This window comes from Paenibacillus sp. P4_E11, assembly GCF_056401635.1.
The window spans coordinates 123880-140106 of the sequence record NZ_JBFUIX010000003.1; the positions used below are offsets into that span (position 1 = coordinate 123880).

Below are 16227 nucleotides of genomic sequence, written 5' to 3' on the forward strand. Positions count from 1 at the left end.
TCGACTATTCCTCCTTGGGACCTAAAATTTTGTGAATGCGCTGTTCCACCATGCCGAGAGCTTTCTCACCGGCTCCGTAGAAACGCATCTGGCCTTGACCGTCAAACAAATAATAAGCAGGCACATATTCGTTCTGGAACGAGTCCGTCACCTTATGATCATTATCGATCGCAATCGGGTGCTTGAGTTCGTATTGCTCGATCGTCTTCTTCACTTCATCCAGATCGGTGTCTTTCTCAGAACGCGGCATGTGAATCCCGATAATGTTGAGGTTATACTGCTCTCCAAGTCGATCCCGCCATTCGTTCAACGTCGGCAATCCATCCTTACACATGTAGCAGCTTACCGCCCAAAAATGAATGAGAATCGGCTTCCCTTGCAGCTTCTCCCGGTCCAGTTGACCGTTCACCCACTCGGTGACGCCTTCGAACGAAGGCAGTTCTGCGCGAAGTTTCAATGGCATGGTGATTCGCTCCTTCCTCAAACCGTTGTTAAGCTAAGTAACGTGAAAACCCTCCCATCTGCGAACGCAGGCAGGAGGGCGAGACCTTCTGAACTTCAATCCGAGCCGGAATTACTTCGCAGTCAAAGTCTTCTGACCTGGTTTCCAGTTAGCTGGGCACAATCCGCCGGATTGCAAAGCTTGCAACACGCGAACAGTCTCGTCCACGCTACGGCCTACGTCCAGATGGTTGACTACTTGATATTTCAATTCGCCGTCCGGATCGATAATGAACAATCCGCGAAGAGCGATTCCTTCTTCTTCGATCAATACTCCATAGTCGCGAGCAACCGTCTTGTTAATGTCGGATGCAAGCGGGTAGTTCAACAAGCCCAAGCCATTCGAATCGCGAGGTGTGTTGATCCAAGCACGGTGGGAATGCTTGCTGTCTGTGCTGATACCCAGAACTTCTGCATCGAGGTCTTGGAACAACTCGACTGCTTCACTCATGGCAATAATTTCAGTCGGGCACACGAATGTAAAGTCAAGCGGATAAAAGAAAAGGACTAACCATTTCCCGCTGTAATCCGACAACGAAACTTTACCGAATTCTTGTCCATTTCCTAATGCTGTTTCCATCGTGAAATTAGGTGCTTTCTTACCTACCAAACGCTCTGCCATGCAGCATTCCTCCTCTAAGTAAATGACAATCCTTGTTATTGCCCACGTGTAAAATCGTATCATTCCACTATGTGAAAGTCAACACTATAATGAATATAATCTAATATTTATTATAATGTAACAACTCCCTTAACTAGATGGGCAGTTAAGGGAGTTGTTTGGTTACTCTTACTTCGTCATAGCAGCGACAATGAGATCGCCCATCGCTGTAGTACCAATCGCTTTGCTCTTGTCCACTGCGATATCGCCCGTCCGGTGACCTGCATCCAACACTTGTTTTACAGCGCGTTCAATGCTGTCGCCTGCTTCCTGATAATTGAAGGAAAGCTTGAACATAAGCGCAACCGACAAGATCGTAGCGATCGGATTCGCGATGCCTTGTCCAGCAATATCAGGTGCGGAACCATGAACCGGCTCATACAGCCCGAAGCTGCCTTCGCCAAGCGAGGCGGAAGCCAGCATCCCGATGGAACCGGTCAGCATAGCCGCTTCGTCGCTTAGAATATCTCCGAACATATTCTCGGTGACGATAACGTCGAAGCTCGAAGGACGGCGCAGCAACTGCATCGCACAGTTGTCGACGAGGATATGCTCCAGCTCGACATCCGGGTATTGAGGAGCGATACGATTCACTGTTTCTCTCCAGAGGCGGGACGTTTCCATCACGTTCGCTTTATCGACTGATGCGAGCTTCTTGCGGCGCTTCTGTGCGATCTCAAAGCCTTGATGAGCGATGCGCTCGATTTCCTTCACGTTGTAGACGCAAGTATCGACGGCTTCTTGACCGTTCTCCGTCTCGCGACGGAACTTCTCACCGAAGTAGCTTCCCCCGGTCAATTCACGAACTACGATCAGATCTGTACCTTCGAGCACTTCAGGCTTCAATGTAGAAGCTTCCTTCAAGCAATCGAATATAACGGCTGGACGAATGTTGGAGAACAAGCCGAGCTCTTTGCGGATGCCGAGCAAGCCGGTTTCCGGACGAGTTTCCTTCGGGTTGTTATCCCACTTCGGTCCGCCTACAGCGCCAAGCAATACCGCGTCAGCGTCTTTGCAGATCGCAAGCGTATCTTGCGGAAGTGGAGTGCCATATTGATCGATAGCTATTCCACCGAATACACCGCGAGCGGTTTCGAATTTGTGGCCGAACAGCTCCTCGACCTTCTTCAATACTTTTTCTGCCTCGGCAATGACTTCTGGTCCAATTCCGTCACCTGGCAATATAGCGAGTTTTTTGACATCTGACATTATGGTTCACTCCTTGAATAGTTGATTTATATTCTCAGTTGTATCATACGACCCGCCATTTGACCAAGATATAATAACTATGATCTTTATAGCTTTTATCTATAACAGTTATAGGTAGAAAAAAATAGAAACATGCTAACAAATGCGATAGACTATACCTTAATAATTTGACTATTTGAATTATTTAATCTGAGAGGAGCTATCATGCAATGAACTATTCATTCTCCAAGTATACAGAAGGACTTCGCTCTTCAGCGGTTCGCGAAATCTTGAAGCTGACACAGGGCAACTCGATAATTTCATTCGCAGGCGGGCTGCCTGCTGAGGATTTCTTCCCGTTAGAGGCGGTCCAGAATTCATTCGAACGCGTATTCAAGAACGGCAAGGGCGCCCTGCAATACGGACTGACAGAAGGCTTCACACCGCTTCGCGAAGCAATCTGCCGACGGATGGCTGCCAAGAACATGCATGTGATACCAGACCATATGCTGATCACGACCGGCTCCCAACAAGCCATTGATCTATTGGCCCGTATCTATCTGAGCAGCGGCGACGTCGTTCTGGTGGAGAACCCTACTTACTTAGCCGCCCTGCAAATCTTCCAGGCTATTGGCGTGAAAGTAATCGGTGTAGACGCTGATGCGGATGGCATGAAGCTGGATGATCTTGAGAAGAAGCTGAAGCAGTATCAGCCGAAGCTGCTCTACGTCATTCCAACGTTCGCCAACCCTACCGGTAAAGTATGGAGTCTGGAGCGCAGGAAAGGCCTGCTCGCCCTGTGCAAGCCGCACAACGTGCTTATTCTGGAAGATGACCCTTACGGAGAGATCAAGTTCGATCCCGGCACCAACTATCCTACTCTCTTCTCTCTGGATACGCATCCGGACAATTGCGCCGTCATGTATACGAGCACCTTCTCGAAAACAGTCGTACCGGCGCTCAGGACCGGCTGGGTCATTGGCGACAGCCGTGTTATTCAGCAGCTAACCCGCGCCAAGCAGGCGGCTGATCTGCACTCCAGTACGCTGGACCAGCAAGCGCTACACCAACTGCTGACGCACTTCGATCTGGACGCGCACATCGGAACGATTCGTGTGGAGTACCATAAGCGGATGCTTCGAATGAAGGAGCTGTTGAGCGATACGCGGTTTGCGGACTTGCGATGGGAAGAGCCGAAGGGCGGGATGTTCTTCTGGGTCGAGCTGCCGGAATCGATTGATTCCTCCACCCTGTTGAAGCGTGCGGTGCAAGAAGGTGTTGCGTTCGTACCTGGCACCGATTTCTACGCAGAGCACGCACGCCTCAACATGCTGCGGCTGAATTTCACCCACACATCGCCTGACAACATGGTCGTCGGGATGGATCGTCTGGCAGCGGCATTAGCCGCATATCGTCAGCAAGCTTGAGTATAGCAGGCTCCACAGCCAAATACCCCCTATCAGTTGCAATTCCAACTGATAGGGGGTTATTCGTCTGGCCCGCTGAACGCTTAGATCAGCGACATGTTGTCGCGGCGGCTGGCGCCTGGCGACTTGCGCTTGTCGATCAGACGGTTGATCGCATCGATATAAGCTTTGGCACTCGCCTCAAGGATGTCGGTGCTAATGCCACGACCCTGTACGGAGATGTCACCTTGCTTCATCACAACATGCACTTCACCTAGAGCGTCCTTGCCTTGGGTAACAGACTTGATCGAATAATCGTCCAACTCGACGTCTTCCTGTGTCGCGCGATCGATCGCTTTGTAGATCGCATCGACGGACCCGTTACCGAGCGCCGCTTCTTCGATCGTATTGCCTTCCGCTGTCCGGACGCGGATCGTAGCTGTCGGTGTCGATTGGTTGCCGTACGACACTTGAATCGTTTCCAGCACGAACAATTCCGGCGTCTGGACGAGCTTCTCTTCGATCAGCGCACGAATGTCTTCGCCGCTTACCGTCTTCTTGCGGTCAGCCAAGTCCTTGAACTTGGCGAACGCTTCGTTCAATTGCTCGTCGGACAAGTCGTAGCCTAGATCGATCAGTCTCTCGCGGAACGCATGGCGTCCTGAGTGCTTGCCCAGAACGAGCTTGCTCTCTTTCAAGCCGATCGTCTCCGGCGACATGATCTCGTACGTCGTCTTCTCCTTCAGCATGCCGTCCTGGTGAATACCGGACTCATGCGCGAAGGCGTTGGCGCCGACGATCGCCTTGTTGCCCGGAACCGGCATACCGGTCAGCTTGCTGACCAGTCGGCTTGTACGGGCAATCTCATGCAGCACAAGCGACGTCTTCGCTTGGAAGAACTCCTGGCGCGTCTCAAGCGCCATCGCCACTTCCTCGAGCGACGTGTTGCCTGCGCGCTCGCCGATCCCGTTGATGGTGCCCTCGATTTGGTCGGCACCATTCAAGATCGCGGCGAGCGCATTGGCCGTCGCCATCCCCAGATCGTCATGGCAGTGCGCGCTCAACTGGATGGTCTCGATGCCGCGGACGTTCTCCTTCAGATGCTTGAAGATGTTGCCGTATTCAGCAGGCGTCATGTATCCCACCGTATCGGGGATGTTCACGACCGTAGCACCAGCGCGAATCGCCATCTCCGTTACTTCAACCAAGAAATCAAGCTCCGTACGAGCCGCATCCTCCGGAGAGAACTCGATCTTGCTGAAATACTTTTTGGCATGCTTAATCGCAGCTTCGGCTGTTTCCAACACCTGGTGCTTCTCCATCCGCAGCTTATGCTTGCGATGAATCGGAGAGGTAGCAAGGAACAAATGAATACAAGGATCCTGGGCGGCCTTCAACGCTTCCCGGACCGCTTCGATATCTTGCTCACGCGCTCGAGAAAGGCCGATGACACTAGCGTTCTTAACAGCGCGAGCCACCGCATCGACAGCAGCCAAATCGCCGGGTGAAGCAGCAGGGAAGCCGGCTTCCATCCGATCGACGGCTAATTTCTCGAGTTGGAGGGCAATCTCCACCTTCTCTTGAGTATTCAAGTTGACGCCGGGAGACTGTTCGCCGTCGCGTAATGTCGTGTCGAAGATATAGATCTTTCTCATCCTACACCTACCTCCTATTCCTGTTCTTTTTTCTTCTTCCCTCTTTTTGACGATTTTAAAAACAGTTAAAAAAATAAGTTCAATCCAAACGTTTAAGGAGTTGAGGTAATGTCCTAAGAGCGACTTTTGTGACCGAGTTTCCACCATCCGAAGGCCTATTCAATCAAGGAAACCCGGTCACAACGGAGCCGTGGACATTACCCAACGGATTAAACGTTATTTTGGATTGAACTTATTTTTCAAGCACTTGTTTTTATAAATTCGTCAAATTACTTCTTAATCCAATGCATCATATCGCGCAGTTGGCGTCCAACCACTTCAAGCTGGTGCTCGGATTCATTGCGGCGAGTAGCTGTCAAGAAGGCACGGTTCGATTGGTTCTCCAAGATGAAGTCGCGAGCGAATTTACCTTGTTGGATGTCGGACAGAACTTTCTTCATTTCTTTCTTCGTTTCGTCTGTGACGATGCGAGGACCCGTTACATAGTCGCCGTATTCAGCTGTGTTGGAGATCGAATGTCTCATTGTAGCCAAACCGCCTTCATACATCAGGTCAACGATCAGCTTCAGTTCGTGCAAGCACTCGAAGTAGGCGATCTCAGGCTGGTATCCAGCTTCAACCAATGTTTCGAACCCAGCTTTAACCAAAGCGGAAGTACCTCCGCAAAGAACCGCTTGCTCACCGAACAAGTCCGTTTCGGTTTCTTCCTTGAACGTAGTTTCGATAACGCCGGCACGCGTACAACCGATCCCTTTGGCATACGCCAAACCGATCGCATGGGCTTGACCGGAAGCATTTTGCTCAACAGCAATCAGCCCTGGTACGCCAAAACCTTCTACGTATACGCGACGAACAAGGTGTCCCGGCGACTTAGGTGCAACCATCAGAACGTCCATATCTGGGTTCGGTACGATTTGACCGAAGTGAATGTTGAAGCCGTGGGAGAACACAAGAGCTGCGCCTTTTTTGATGAAAGGCTTGATTTCTTCATTGTATACTTTCGCTTGTGTTTCGTCTGGCATCAAGATTTGGATCACATCAGCAAGTTTAGCTGCATCGGATACCGCATACACATCGAAGCCATCGTTCTTAGCTTGTTCCCAAGAACGACCTTCGCGAAGACCGATAATAACTTTCACACCGCTGTCGCGCAGGTTTTGCGCTTGAGCGTGACCTTGGCTGCCGTAGCCGATTACCGCAACGGTCTTGCCGGAGAGAACGGAGAGATCTGCATCTTTTTCATAGTACATTGTAACTGCCATGAGTATAATTGCCTCCTTTAATTTTAAACCCTATGAGTGGGCGTCCCGAGAAAGAACCGGAGTTTCTTCTCCGGACCCCCACTCATAGAGTAAGGTGTTAGATGATTAGAACGATTAGGCCAGCCCGCGAATCATAGCCGTTACGCCAGTGCGGGAAAATTCGCGAATACCGTAAGGCTTGAGCAATTCAGCCATCGCGTCAATCTTGTCAGTGTCGCCTACAACCTGGACAATCAGAGATGCCGGACCGATATCAACAACTGCCGCCCGGAACGTCTCAACGATACCGAGAATTTCAGGTCTTGCACTAGGTTCTGCATTGATCTTAATCAGGGCGATCTCTCTCGCTACCATCGGGTTCGAGCTCAGATCCACGACTTTGATGACATCAATCAGCTTGTAGAGCTGCTTCATCACTTGATCGAGCGTGCTATCATCGCCTGTAGTGACGATGACCATGCGGGAAAGCCCTTGTTCTTCGGATTCGCCGACCGTGATGCTCTCAATGTTGAAGCCACGGCGTCCGAATAAGCCGGATACCCGTTGCAGCACACCGGGCTGGTTGTTCACTAGTACAGAAATGGTAAGTTTTTTGGCACTCATTCCGAATCCCCCATTATCATCTCGCTAATAGTCGTACCTGCCTGGACCATTGGGAACACGTTCTCTTCCTTGCGAACGACGAAATCAATTACGACAGGACCTGGAGTATCCATAGCTTCCTGCCAAGCACGGCGGGCTTCTTCCTTGTTCGTGGCTCGCAAGCCCTTGACCCCATAAGCTTCAGCCAGCTTCACGAAATCTGGGCTACCGGCAAGGTCGATGTGACTGTAGCGGTTGCCGTGGATGATCTCTTGCCACTGGCGAACCATACCCAGCACCTGGTTGTTAATAATGACGACCTTGACTGGAATATTGTTGATCGCACACACAGCAAGCTCTTGCGCACACATCTGCATCCCGCCATCCCCGTTGATGGAGACGACCAGCTTGTCAGGATTGCCCATCTGCGCTCCGATGGCGGATGGGAATCCGAAGCCCATCGTGCCCAGGCCGCCGGAAGTAACCAAGGAACGCGGATTTTTGAACTTGTAGTATTGGGCTGACCACATTTGATGTTGACCTACGTCTGTTGTGACGATGGCCTCGCCACGAGTCGTCTCGCTGATCATCTCGATGACGTATTGCGGTTTCAGCTCCTCGTCCGAATCGATATACTTCAACGGGTACGTGGCTTTCAGATCGGATATCTGCGCGACCCAGGCTTTGGACTGCGCTGGCTTAGCCTTCGCATTCGCAGCCTTCAGCACAACCTTCACATCTCCGACAACCGGATAATCCACCTTCACGTTTTTACCGATTTCAGCCGGATCTACATCAATGTGAGCAATAGCCTTCGCCTTAGGAGCGAAGCCATCCAGTTTCATCGTTACACGGTCATCAAACCGGGAGCCGATTGAGATGATCAAGTCGGCGTTCTGCAGCGCATGGTTGGCTGTGTATGTGCCATGCATCCCTGGCATTCCCATCCACAACTCGTGTGCGCTAGGGAAACCACCCAAGCCGAGCAATGTGGTCGTGATCGGAATCTGCGTCTTGTTGACGAATTCGATCAATTCTTCGGATGCATTCGCGTACACGACGCCCCCACCTGCCAGAATAACCGGCCGCTCCGCTTGTTCGATCGCTTGCAGCAATTGATCCACTTGCTGCAAGTCAACTTCCATCGACGGCTTATATCCGCGGATATTCACCGTGTCTGGATAATAGAACGCCGTTGTATGGTTCGATACATCCTTCGGAATATCAATCAATACAGGGCCTTTACGTCCAGTATTGGCGATATGGAATGCTTCGTGAATGATTCGCGGCAAATCCTTGACGTCGCGGACCAAGTAGCTGTGTTTCGTGATCGGCATCGTAATGCCGGTGATGTCCGCTTCCTGGAACGCATCCGTACCAATGAACGGCCGTGCTACGTTACCGGTTATGACAACGAGTGGCACTGAGTCCATATAAGCCGTTGCGATACCCGTTACTAAGTTCGTAGCTCCTGGACCGGAAGTGGCTATACAGACACCAACCTTCCCAGTGGATCTCGCATAGCCGTCAGCCGCGTGAATAGCGCCCTGCTCATGACGAGTGAGTAAGTGATTGAAATCTTCGTTGCCGTGCATGGCATCATAAATATATAAAACCGCTCCACCAGGATACCCGAATACGCAATCAACGCCCTCCAACAGCAAGGAACGGAGCAAGATCTCCGAACCGGAAATCACATCGGGCTGCAGCAGTTTGTTACGCAACTCATCCTTGGACTTTTTCGCTTCCATTGATAATTGAACACTCATGAGTAATCCTCCTCTCAATCTGTGTCCCCTTGAAGCGATGCCAAGCGCTTGACATCTTCACCGGGGGACCGATTCCTCGTTAGCATGGACGGCACGCACAGTGCGCACATGCATCAAAAAACCCCTCTCATCCCTGCGCAAATAGTGCGCAAAGGGACGAAAGGGGTTAACTCTTCCGCGGTACCACCCGAGTTTGCCGTGCACCTCACGATGCTCGGCCTTAGCAAGTTGTCCTCCATAGGCTATAGCCCTGTCGGAGACCTGCGGCACAATAACGAGTGCCAATCCGATTTCCCCTACTGATCCGGAAGAATAAACGCAACCGTTGTTCAGGAAAACAGCTCCGAGGTGAGCTCGTTAATAAAGGATTATGGCGTAGGTTCCAGCAGTTCCTATCGCTCTCTGTACATAAGGGCCTTTATCACTTCGTCCTCATCATAGCCGATAACAAGTAGTGTAATGTTGAAATTAATTATAGCATCCCCAGATTATTAGTCAAGTCATTTTGCGAAAAGAACAGAAGCAAGCTATTTAGGAACAAATGGGGCCACTTTCCTATGCGGATAGATAAAGAAAAATCAAGTCTTTTGTGGATGAGTTCAGTTAGCGCGCGGGGACGGGCAGGTAGAGATGTGGCCTCTTCGAATTCCGAAATGCTGCAATAGTGCAGTTTTTTTCGTGCATAGTACCAACTTCCCCAATCACGACTGAACCGAGCTTTACTGCATCCTTCAAGGCAAGCAACTAAGGGGCAGTCTCCAGTCACCCCCAGAACCCCAAACACAGAAAAAGCTGCCCCTCGCGGGACAGCATTATCTACACCTGTATATTAAGCGTTGCCTTGAGCTTTCGCTGTGTTGGCCAAGCTCGTGAATGCATTCGCATCATTAACAGCCAAGTCAGCCAGCATCTTGCGGTTCACTTCAACACCAGCCAGCTTCAGACCGTGCATCAGCTTGCTGTAGGACAATCCGTTGATGCGGGCAGCCGCATTGATCCGCACGATCCACAGACGGCGGAAATCACGTTTCTTCTGACGGCGATCCCGGTATGCGTACATGAGGGACTTCATTACTTGCTCGTTAGCTGTTTTAAATAAACGGTGTTTGGAACCGAAATAACCTTTTGCAAGCTTCAATACTTTTTTATGACGACGACGAGTGACGAACCCGCCCTTAACTCTTGCCATAGTGTTCTACCTCCTAGAATTAGTCAAGCATTCGTGTATGATTACGTACTAACCTTTGATCAGGGACAATTGTTGCTTCAGGCGTTTTACGTCTCCTGTAGCCATAATAGGCTGACCGCTGAGCGTACGCTTTTGGCTTGGGGATTTACCATACATCAGATGGTTTTTGTAAGCCTTGTATCTCATGACCTTACCGGTCCCCGTAATCTTGACACGATCTTTCAAGCTGCTGTGCGATTTCATCTTCGGCATCTTAATTTCCTCCTTAGTTGACTTGCTTCGGTGTCAAGATCATGATCATACTGCGTCCTTCAAGCTTCGGTCTGCGTTCAACCACAGACAACTCTTCGACTTGGGCAGCCATACGTTCAAGAACTTTCTGACCGATACTAGCGTGGGTGATCTCACGTCCCCGGAATCGGACGGACAACTTTACCTTGTCCCCGTCACTCAGGAACTTGGCTACATTGCGCAGTTTAGTCTGGAAGTCGTGCTCATCGATCGTGGCGGACAAGCGAATTTCCTTAATCTCGACCACTTTCTGATTTTTGCGAGCTTCCTTCTCTTTCTTCTGCATTTCGTAACGATACTTGCCGTAATCCATAATCCGGCATACAGGTGGCTTAGCGGTTGGAGCTACGTTCACCAGATCGAGGCTCGCGTCGATAGCGATTTGAAGTGCTTCACGGATGGGCTTAATCCCTAATTGCTCACCCTCAGCACCGATCAAACGAACTTCCTTGACGCGAATTTCGTCGTTTACCATATGATCTTTACTAATAACGTTCCACCTCCAAAGTTGTGGTGCATGAATGAATTTCCCAAACAAAAAAAGATGCGAGCAGGTTTACACCGCCCACATCTCATCTCATTCCGCAAATCAACTAATCCGTTAGGATGAACGTTATGCGTGAACCAGCCAACATCGTTGGTCAGGTGAGAAGCGGGCGCCTCTGCTTGTTGCATATCTTGTTAAGACACTCTTGCTACTATACCATCATTCATGCGGCCTGTCAAACCATGTACTTCCATCGCATCGAACCCTACTTGCTCTGGATTTCCTCCATCCGGATCACCCGAGTATGCTGCGTATGGCTCCACGTTTTGTTGTTCTGCGTGAAGAACGCATATACCGTAATCGGCCACCAGGACGCCAGGAAGATCGGGTACGTAATAAGCGACAAGTAAATTTTCCACGACTTCACTCGTTCAAGCATGAGAGCAACCGGGAATTGCAAGTAAATGAAAGCTGTCAATCCGGTAACCAGGAGGCCCGGCACATGATCATACAGCGATGCGAGATGCGGTTCACCCGGCAACAGCTTGTCGCCATACAGAAAGGCACTGAACAGAAATCCTAGCATCACGTTGTACACGTTGATCGTGTAAATTGCGGTATCGATCTTGGATAAATTCCACTCTTTCAGCCCCTGCCACATCAGCGGGAAGAAGTAACGTCTTGCTACCGCGAAGTGTCCCTGCATCCAGCGTAACCGCTGACGGGCTGAAGCCTTGAATGTCAACGGCTTCTCGTCGAACACCTTGGCATCGTAGTTCATAACCGGGTTAATCCCGCGCTGTACACAACGAACGGTGAACTCCAGATCCTCCACAAGGCTCGTAGCGCCCCAGCCCATTTCCTTGAGCAAGGTCGATTCGAAACACATTCCAGTTCCGCCCAAGTAGTTGGCCAGCCCCAGGTTCGTACGAGGCAGCTGCCACAAGCGGTTGCAATACCAATACGTAATACCATAAGCTGCCGTAATCCATGAATCATGCGGGTTCTTCGTATCTAGATACGCTTGGATAACGCGCTCCCCGGAGCAGAGATCGTTGTTCATATGCTGCAGGAAGTCCAAGCTGACTAGATTGTCCGCATCCAGAACGACGACACCGTCGTACGATCTTGGCATCTTCCACAGCTCCTTGAGCATCCACTCAAGTGCATAGCCTTTGCCACGCAGATGCGGGTTTTGCCGAACACAGGCATGAACGCCCAAGCTTCTGGCGATATCCGCAGTTTGGTCAGTACAGTTATCACAAATGACGAATACGTCATACAGTTCTTTCGGATAGTCCATCTTCTTCAAATTCTCGATCAGCGCGCCGACGACCTTCTCCTCGTTATGTGCAGCGATCAGTACCGCGAACGATTTTTGTGCCGGGTGGCTCACAGTACGTTTCCGTCTGTAGTAACCGAAGAAAGTAAAGAACAACTGGTACCCGCCCATGAAAGCCAACAACACTTGCATGGTGAGTACGAAATAATCCAACATGGATGACCCCCCTTTTTTTTATAAATGACCCAAGTTTCTCTCTAAGACTCATTTTGTTTTTGTTGTATAAATATGGATTCGCAATTATAGACGTGACCGAATATGATTTTCCTCTCTTTACTCCAATTTGTCAAAATCCCATTTTCGCTGCTATTAGTCAGAAATGATGGTTTAAAGGGATTTTATCGACTTTTGCAGCGATTGCCTTAGGGAATACAGCCGATTCCTTCGCATTAACGCTCATTTGCTTTAAAATTAACATTTTGGTGAAAGGTATGAGTTCCATTATACTGGACAGACAGGTCCGAAACAACCTTATCGAAGTCCTATTTTGGACCTGGAAGCCGGGAGCGGATTCGACTTTTTTCGAGCCCTTCACTATGTAATCCACTGCTCAGTATATCCATTTAGCGGTTGCTTGAATATCATCTTCGATATTAAAATTTTTCTAATTTCAATTATTACTCGGTTAACACTCCACTAACAAATCCATTCTATACTAGAACTATCACGAAATTTATGGAGGGATCCTCATGAGCCGTGTCGTAAGCTGGTTGCAGCAACATGAAAATGAATTGTTTTTCTGGGTGAACCGCCGCATGCGTCATGCCGTTCTGGATCGTGTCTTTACTGTCATCACCCATATGGGCGGGGCTTCTGCGACTATTGTAGCTTGTCTTAGCATAGCATTAGTCATGAAGGGAGAATGGCGATTGGCCGCATGGCAGGCTCTCATCGCTCTGGCCGCAAGTCACATTCCGGTAGCCTGGGTGAAGAAGAAATACCCTCGTCAGCGCCCTTATATCGTACATCCCGGTGTGAATTTGTGCAAAAATCCGTTGAAAGATCATTCGTTTCCTTCCGGTCATTCAACTGCTATATTCTCGGTCGTCATCCCGTTCGTGTCCATGGCTCCCATAACCGGACTCTGGCTGCTGCCACTAGCTGGCATGGTTAGTCTGTCGCGAATCTACTTAGGCCTGCATTACCCATCCGACTGTATCGCGGGAAGTTTGCTTGGCATTGGCGTTGCTGTCGTCTCAGTTGCATTCGTCGGTTGAATTGGTTATTGTTAATATTAACCAGTTATTATTAAAAAAGGTTAGGTGACGACCGTGAAAAAGAAACGGATCTTGCTGTTATCCGAAGGTTTCGGATCGGGCCATACACAAGCCGCCCACGCCTTATCTGTGGGACTGCGTCAGCTCTCGCCGGATTTGCGGACACGCGTAGTTGAGCTCGGCGCCTTCTTGCATCCGACATTGGCACCTTGGATCTTCACTGCATACCGGAAGACGATCACCTCTCAACCGAAGCTTTATGGCCTTGTCTATCGTTCCCAATATAAGAAATCGCTTAACCGCATTTCCCAATTGGCCCTGCATCGAATTTTTTATAGTCAAACCGCTGAGCTTATTCGACACCTTAGACCGGATACGATCGTTTGTACACATCCTTTTCCGAATATTGTCGTATCGCGACTCAAGCGTGCCGGGCTCTCCATTCCGCTCTGCACGGTCATCACTGACTACGATGCTCATGGCATGTGGCTGAACCCAGAAGTTAACAAGTACTTAGTATCTACGTATGAGGTCAAGGAAAAGTTGCAACAGCACGGTGTTCCTGAAGGCCATATCGAAGTGACCGGCATTCCTGTTCACCCTAACTTCTGGCAGCCGCATAACCGGGATGAGGTAAGACAGCGATTCGGACTGCAGGACATTCCCACCGTTCTCGTCATGGGCGGCGGGTGGGGAATGGTCGACAAAGAAAACTTGATGTCTTACATGACAAGCTGGCGGGAGCACATTCAGTTTATTTTTTGCCTGGGGAGCAATGAGAAGGTTCGCACTCAGTTAGCGGAAGAGCCGTTATTCCAACATCGTAACATCCACCTGCTGGGGTTCACCCGCGAAGTGGATAAGCTGATGGACGTGTCCGATCTACTGATCACGAAACCCGGCGGGATGACCTGTACGGAAGGGTTAGCCAAGGGGATTCCGATGTTGTTCTACAGACCGATTCCGGGTCAGGAAGAAGAGAACTGCCAGTATTTCACCGAGCACGGTCTCGGTGAGCAGATCAAGTCGCTCGATACACTCGATCGCTGGTTCGACAAGTTAATTCGACATTATCCGACGCTTCAACATAGCCGGACAAGCATGACTCCCGACTGGCAGTCTTATACCCCGCATCAGTGCTCACAGGCCGTTATGGAAATGTTGTGGGCGTAGGGATTCAAGCAAAAAAACACCTTCCGAACTTGGAACTTGGAGGTGTTTTTTGCTATGCGAAAGCAAGCCGCAATAAGGCTGCGCTGTTCCGCGATTCCTATTCAATCCTTGTCTGCATCATCAGTAGCGGTATCATCGTGTTCCTGCTGAGGAGCGGCCTTCAGCTGTTCGAGATGCTTCTGAAGCGCAGATCCGCCAATGACGACTTCCATCCGATGAATCGGAAAGCCTCGCCCGGAGAACTTGCTCTCATATTCGGTCATCACATTGTTCGGCGCCGGTCCGTCCGCATGCAAGTCAAGCGAGATGTTCCGCATCCGCAGCCCGAGATCCGCGAATGTATTCAACGAAAATTCGAACAATGTGCGGGAATCGGTCTTGAAATGAATTTCTCCACGCTCATTCAACAGCTGTTCATACTTGTGCACAAATCCGCTGTGCGTCAGCCGGCGACGGGCATGCTTCTTCTTGGGCCATGGGTCGCTGAAGTTCAGGTAGATTCGCTCGATCTCTCCTTCTGCGAACGCTTCCTCGATTCGTTCAATGTTCATCCGCGCAAGCGCTAAATTGTGAGGAGCTCCTCCATCTTCGCGATCCGCAGCGATCCGAGCCTTCTCGCTCGCTCTGCGAACAAGCTCGTCATACATATCGACGCCAATGAAGTTAATATCTGGATGAAGGACGCTCATCTCTGCTATAAATTTGCCCTTCCCCATCCCGAGTTCGACATGAATGGGCTTGTCATTGCCGAAAAACTCCGCCCACCGGCCTTTATAATCGCTAGGGGTCAAGATCACCAGCTCCTGCTGGCGTTCGATCGCTTCCCGAATTCCTTTTCTGCCTCTCAACCGCATGATTCGCTTATCCTCCAATAACACACTAATGTAGTCCCATCATACAGCAAAAAGAAAGCCTCCTCAACCGATCCTACGGATCCGATGAAGAGGCTTCCTGTACAATTAAACGTCCAACGTGTAGTAGTGAACCTTCTCGCTCTCGGGGAGCAGCCTGTGCTCCAACTCGCGACGCAGCTTGCGCTTGGCACTTAACGCCACTTGGCTCTTCGGAAGAAACCGTTGCCCGCCGCTTAGCGCCAATGCTTCCTTCACTGTCAGTTGAATCATGATCGTTTCATCGCCGTTCGGAATTTGAAATTCAGAATTCATTGTTCTCACCTCTCGGATTTTTTTCCAGTTTGCCCAATGCTGAACAAGTCTATGAATCCAAGTACGATTAAGTGGCGAAATGCCTGCTGCAACTTGCTAATTCTTGATTTTAATATAACACATCATGTTAGGTTTAGCAAGAAAAAAAGCTAACATGAAAGGCCTCTTTTTTCCAGCAAATATTGCTATTTTTCCCCATTCCGCCTACACTTCTTATATGACATTTTTCTCAATGGAGCGTGGATATTATGCCTTGGTATTGGGTAGCGGCGGGATTATACCCTCGTACGTAACGCTTCATCTAAATATTACATCCGAACCGAGGATTTATTGGTACA

16 protein-coding genes are annotated in these 16227 nt (G+C 49.9%); 3 read left to right on the forward strand and 13 right to left on the reverse strand.

Annotated elements, in window-relative coordinates:
* Positions 1-4: 4 nt before the first annotated feature.
* The 3 genes from AC1DWB_RS02340 to leuB all read right to left on the reverse strand — a co-directional run bounded on the left by AC1DWB_RS02340 (position 5) and on the right by leuB (position 2371).
* Positions 5-457 (reverse strand): redoxin domain-containing protein, encoded by a 453-nt coding sequence (locus tag AC1DWB_RS02340; protein WP_477539489.1) that lies wholly within the window; start codon positions 455-457, stop codon positions 5-7.
* A 117-nt stretch (positions 458-574) separates the two neighbouring features.
* Positions 575-1123, reverse strand: a complete 549-nt coding sequence (locus AC1DWB_RS02345) for a peroxiredoxin (protein ID WP_477539411.1) — start codon at positions 1121-1123, stop codon at positions 575-577.
* 168 nt (positions 1124-1291) lie between these two features.
* The gene (leuB, locus tag AC1DWB_RS02350) at positions 1292-2371 is read right to left on the reverse strand and encodes a 3-isopropylmalate dehydrogenase (protein WP_477539412.1); all 1080 of its coding nucleotides are present in this window, start codon (positions 2369-2371) and stop codon (positions 1292-1294) included.
* A gap of 209 nt (positions 2372-2580) precedes the next feature.
* Here leuB and AC1DWB_RS02355 point away from each other — a divergent pair, with 209 nt between their 5' ends.
* On the forward strand, positions 2581-3777 hold the full coding sequence (locus tag AC1DWB_RS02355; RefSeq protein ID WP_477539413.1) for an aminotransferase-like domain-containing protein: 1197 nt from the start codon (positions 2581-2583) through the stop codon (positions 3775-3777).
* Positions 3778-3860: 83 nt separating this feature from the next.
* Here AC1DWB_RS02355 and AC1DWB_RS02360 read toward each other — a convergent pair whose 3' ends face one another.
* The 8 genes from AC1DWB_RS02360 to AC1DWB_RS02395 all read right to left on the reverse strand — a co-directional run bounded on the left by AC1DWB_RS02360 (position 3861) and on the right by AC1DWB_RS02395 (position 12489).
* On the reverse strand, positions 3861-5411 hold the full coding sequence (locus AC1DWB_RS02360; protein WP_477539414.1) for a 2-isopropylmalate synthase: 1551 nt from the start codon (positions 5409-5411) through the stop codon (positions 3861-3863).
* 269 nt (positions 5412-5680) lie between these two features.
* Positions 5681-6673, reverse strand: a complete 993-nt coding sequence (gene ilvC / locus AC1DWB_RS02365) for a ketol-acid reductoisomerase (RefSeq protein ID WP_477539415.1) — start codon at positions 6671-6673, stop codon at positions 5681-5683.
* 114 nt (positions 6674-6787) lie between these two features.
* On the reverse strand, positions 6788-7276 hold the full coding sequence (gene ilvN, locus AC1DWB_RS02370) for an acetolactate synthase small subunit (protein WP_477539416.1): 489 nt from the start codon (positions 7274-7276) through the stop codon (positions 6788-6790).
* The gene (ilvB, locus tag AC1DWB_RS02375; protein WP_477539417.1) at positions 7273-9024 is read right to left on the reverse strand and encodes a biosynthetic-type acetolactate synthase large subunit; all 1752 of its coding nucleotides are present in this window, start codon (positions 9022-9024) and stop codon (positions 7273-7275) included. The genes ilvN and ilvB overlap by 4 nt, the downstream gene beginning before the upstream one ends.
* 829 nt (positions 9025-9853) lie before the next feature.
* The gene (gene rplT / locus AC1DWB_RS02380) at positions 9854-10213 is read right to left on the reverse strand and encodes a 50S ribosomal protein L20 (RefSeq protein WP_477539418.1); all 360 of its coding nucleotides are present in this window, start codon (positions 10211-10213) and stop codon (positions 9854-9856) included.
* 48 nt (positions 10214-10261) lie between these two features.
* Entirely contained in the window at positions 10262-10465 is a 204-nt protein-coding gene (gene rpmI / locus AC1DWB_RS02385) for a 50S ribosomal protein L35 (RefSeq protein WP_127586465.1), read from the reverse strand.
* Positions 10466-10478: 13 nt separating this feature from the next.
* Positions 10479-10979 (reverse strand): translation initiation factor IF-3, encoded by a 501-nt coding sequence (gene infC / locus AC1DWB_RS02390; RefSeq protein ID WP_477539419.1) that lies wholly within the window; start codon positions 10977-10979, stop codon positions 10479-10481.
* Between the two features lie 277 nt (positions 10980-11256).
* Positions 11257-12489 (reverse strand): glycosyltransferase family 2 protein, encoded by a 1233-nt coding sequence (locus tag AC1DWB_RS02395; protein WP_477539420.1) that lies wholly within the window; start codon positions 12487-12489, stop codon positions 11257-11259.
* 533 nt (positions 12490-13022) lie between these two features.
* Between AC1DWB_RS02395 and AC1DWB_RS02400 the strand changes: the two genes are divergently transcribed.
* Complete coding sequence (locus AC1DWB_RS02400) at positions 13023-13550, forward strand: phosphatase PAP2 family protein (protein WP_477539421.1); 528 nt, start codon at positions 13023-13025, stop codon at positions 13548-13550.
* A gap of 54 nt (positions 13551-13604) precedes the next feature.
* Positions 13605-14723 (forward strand): MGDG synthase family glycosyltransferase, encoded by a 1119-nt coding sequence (locus AC1DWB_RS02405; protein WP_477539422.1) that lies wholly within the window; start codon positions 13605-13607, stop codon positions 14721-14723.
* 101 nt (positions 14724-14824) lie between these two features.
* On the opposite strand, the gene trmB is transcribed toward AC1DWB_RS02405, so the two are convergent.
* Positions 14825-15577 (reverse strand): tRNA (guanosine(46)-N7)-methyltransferase TrmB, encoded by a 753-nt coding sequence (gene trmB, locus AC1DWB_RS02410; RefSeq protein WP_477539423.1) that lies wholly within the window; start codon positions 15575-15577, stop codon positions 14825-14827.
* A 105-nt stretch (positions 15578-15682) separates the two neighbouring features.
* The gene (locus AC1DWB_RS02415) at positions 15683-15889 is read right to left on the reverse strand and encodes a hypothetical protein (RefSeq protein ID WP_477539424.1); all 207 of its coding nucleotides are present in this window, start codon (positions 15887-15889) and stop codon (positions 15683-15685) included.
* Between the last annotated feature and the right edge of the window lie 338 nt (positions 15890-16227).